Genomic DNA, 2553 nt, shown 5'->3' with positions numbered 1-2553 from the left:
GCCCAGAGCAATAATATAGAGGAAAGAGAATCGGCTCAGAATGCTTCTTTTTCGATAATGAGTCGACATGAATGTACCCGGTAACCCACTGTGTGCACGGTGGGCTTTGGGTTGTGTAATACGTTTAAAGTTCACTGGGATCATGATGCTCTTCTGCGAGACAACTGCCTTTTGAAAGATCTGTGGGCCAGAAACTCTGACCCACTGGATTTGTTAGCAGATCCTTGCAGGCCATTTGCGTGCGCCTAGCCCCAGACCCAGGGCGCCAATCCCCACAAGGAGGAGACTGCCGGGTTCGGGCACATTGATATTGGCAGGCGGAGCAGAAAAGGCACCGGTATATCCCAGAGCACCAGCATTGTCGATGAAGGTCAATCCCACAGAGGCAGGGGATGAAGCGTACTTACCTTGGGTATCAACAACTGATCCGAGAATGATGACACCAAGTTCAGAAATATTTCCAAGTGAGACGCTTGATAGGATTTGATCGCTGGTAGCCGTGAAATTGAACGTATCATTGTTAACACTTGAGGTCACGCTGGCAAAGGGAGTGCCCAACGATAACGTGTTGGCTGTGCCCACTGGTGGGATTTGCAGGGTAAAGGTTCCATTGGGTGCCGGGTTGACGATATAGCCTTGGGTCCCTGAGGGAAGTAGGCCATTCAAGTCATTGGGGGCTCCAAAGGTGGTGGTTGGGGTAGCGGTGATGGAAAATGGGTTTTGCACAGTGACGCTGGTGGCCGAGTTGATGCCTGCGCCAAGGCTGCCGGGCAAGTAGGTAATCCCGCCCGAGGTGAACTGGGTGACGGCAGCGCCACTGAAAGAGAAACTGCCGTTAAGGGGAATCGGGTTGGCCAGTACAGATAGGGGAGCGATAGAGAAAGTGGACAATGCAAGAGTAACGAGTAGTTTTTTCGAGTTCACGGAAGTTCCTTAAATTGGTAATAGCGTCTCATGCTCTAGCATTCATCAAATGTGCTAGCGCAAAAATAACAAAGCATAATTCGTGCCATTAATTTAACCGTATGGTTAAGAAAAAGAATTGCATCATACTTTATCGTTATTTTATAAAAAATATTAAGAAATGAAAATATCGTGAGAAAAAATAACGTTATGACATCATGACAACGATGAATCTCTAACTAACAATTTTTGATTGCCCAAATAGTTGTGTAAAGAAAACCGACATCCACTTTAATCGTTAAAATTTAGATATGGAAAAAAATGAAAATATCGCGCAAGAAAAATAACTTTGATTTTAATCAAATTGTTTTCTAATTCATTGTTAAATCATATGCGGTTATGCCACAGCCCATGATTTAACCCACGACTGATCGTGATTCATACCTCAAATATTTCAACAATCACCAACCAAATGGTTGTGTAAAGAAAATCGACATCTTGTTTTATCCATGAAAATTACACTTCAATTTTGAACCCGCGTTGAAATTTCTGTCGTTGTTCTTCCCAGCCCACCGGGATGACTCGACGGATCAGGTGCTCCAGCGCCAGCCCGTTCCCCTCACCCGCCATGCAAGCCTCGACGATGTAGGGAGCCAATTGCGTCAGCCGGGCAATTCGACTGGCTTGACCAAGGTCGATTTCTTCGGCCTCCGCGATCTCGGTCATCGTCCGGTACCTTCCTTCGTCCAGCAACCGTTGCCAGTGATGCGCCAACCCCAGCGCCCGGATCAGGGGGGTATCCTGCGCCAATTCACGGGCCTCCTGTTCCCGGCGTGCTTCTTCAAGGAACTCTTGTGGCATGTCCCGCGGGGTGATGACCTGCTTCTTGAAGCCCCGCTTCACCAAGGTCCACGGCACGAAGGTTTCCATCTGGACTCCGCCTGCCGGAGAGGGAATCTGGTAGGTGACGGGATTACCCTTGATTTTCCCTTGATGTTTCCGGCTCATAGATTCCCCTCAAAAGCAGCCATGATTTCTCGCTGGGCCTGCCAGTCCACCGGCAGACGATTGCGCTGGAACCACATCAAAGTCAGACGGCGCGGTTGTTTTCCGATCATCATTTTCTCGATGATGTCGGGCGCAAGCAAGGTCAGACGCAACAGTTCATTGATGACCGACGGATGCAGACCTTCTGCCCGCGCGATGTCCGCCCCGGTTTTCATCGCCCCAATGTCCAGCAGGTGTTGCCAGTAAAAGGCTCGCGCCAACCCCTCGAGCAGGGTCACATCGTGAACATGGCGTTTATCATCAGTAATCCGCTGGACACCCCGACGACGCAATACCATGGGAATAAAGGCTCCCAGGTCACCTTTCATGCCATCCCCTCCATTTCGATCAGTTCTGTGCCGATGCTGTCGGGCATGAACTCCCCAATCAGATCCTTCCAGCCCAACTCCCGCCATTTCACCCTGATGCCCTGGACCTCACCGGCGCGGACCAGATCGATCCGTTCGATCATCAAATTGGCGATCCGATGGCGCTCGACGGAGAATAGTTGATCCCACACCTTGTTGATGCGCCCCATGGCAATTACGGTGGATGCTTCATCGATCTGGGCACCGTGGCGCTGGATATGGCGAACCACCGATG

General features: G+C 50.2%; 3 protein-coding genes and 1 pseudogene. All 4 read right to left on the bottom strand.

Features of this window, described 5'->3' with window-relative positions:
* Positions 1 to 213: 213 nt before the first annotated feature.
* A complete protein-coding gene (locus tag M6F29_RS11630; RefSeq protein WP_297505566.1) occupies positions 214 to 924 on the bottom strand; it encodes a PEP-CTERM sorting domain-containing protein in 711 nt (236 codons plus the stop codon).
* Between the two features lie 495 nt (positions 925 to 1419).
* Positions 1420 to 1911, bottom strand: coding sequence for a hypothetical protein (locus tag M6F29_RS11625; protein ID WP_298160068.1), 492 nt, complete (start codon positions 1909 to 1911; stop codon positions 1420 to 1422).
* Positions 1908 to 2279 (bottom strand): site-specific recombinase resolvase, encoded by a 372-nt coding sequence (locus M6F29_RS11620; RefSeq protein ID WP_298160065.1) that lies wholly within the window; start codon positions 2277 to 2279, stop codon positions 1908 to 1910. The genes M6F29_RS11625 and M6F29_RS11620 overlap by 4 nt, the downstream gene beginning before the upstream one ends.
* Positions 2276 to 2553, bottom strand: a pseudogene (locus M6F29_RS11615) (recombinase family protein); the annotation flags it as partial. The gene M6F29_RS11620 and the pseudogene M6F29_RS11615, both read right to left, overlap by 4 nt.

It is taken from the genome of Ferrovum sp., from assembly GCF_027317285.1.
Taxonomy (GTDB): Bacteria; Pseudomonadota; Gammaproteobacteria; order Burkholderiales; family Ferrovaceae; genus Ferrovum.
Note: the sequence above shows the minus strand (reverse complement) of the source record. Positions and strands in the feature narration are given on the sequence as shown.

Coding starts and splice junctions, on each gene's coding strand:
- M6F29_RS11625 (WP_298160068.1), bottom strand. CDS start 1,911: ATGAGCCGGAAACATCAAGGGAAAATCAAGGGTAATCCCGTCACCTAC.
- M6F29_RS11620 (WP_298160065.1), bottom strand. CDS start 2,279: ATGAAAGGTGACCTGGGAGCCTTTATTCCCATGGTATTGCGTCGTCGG.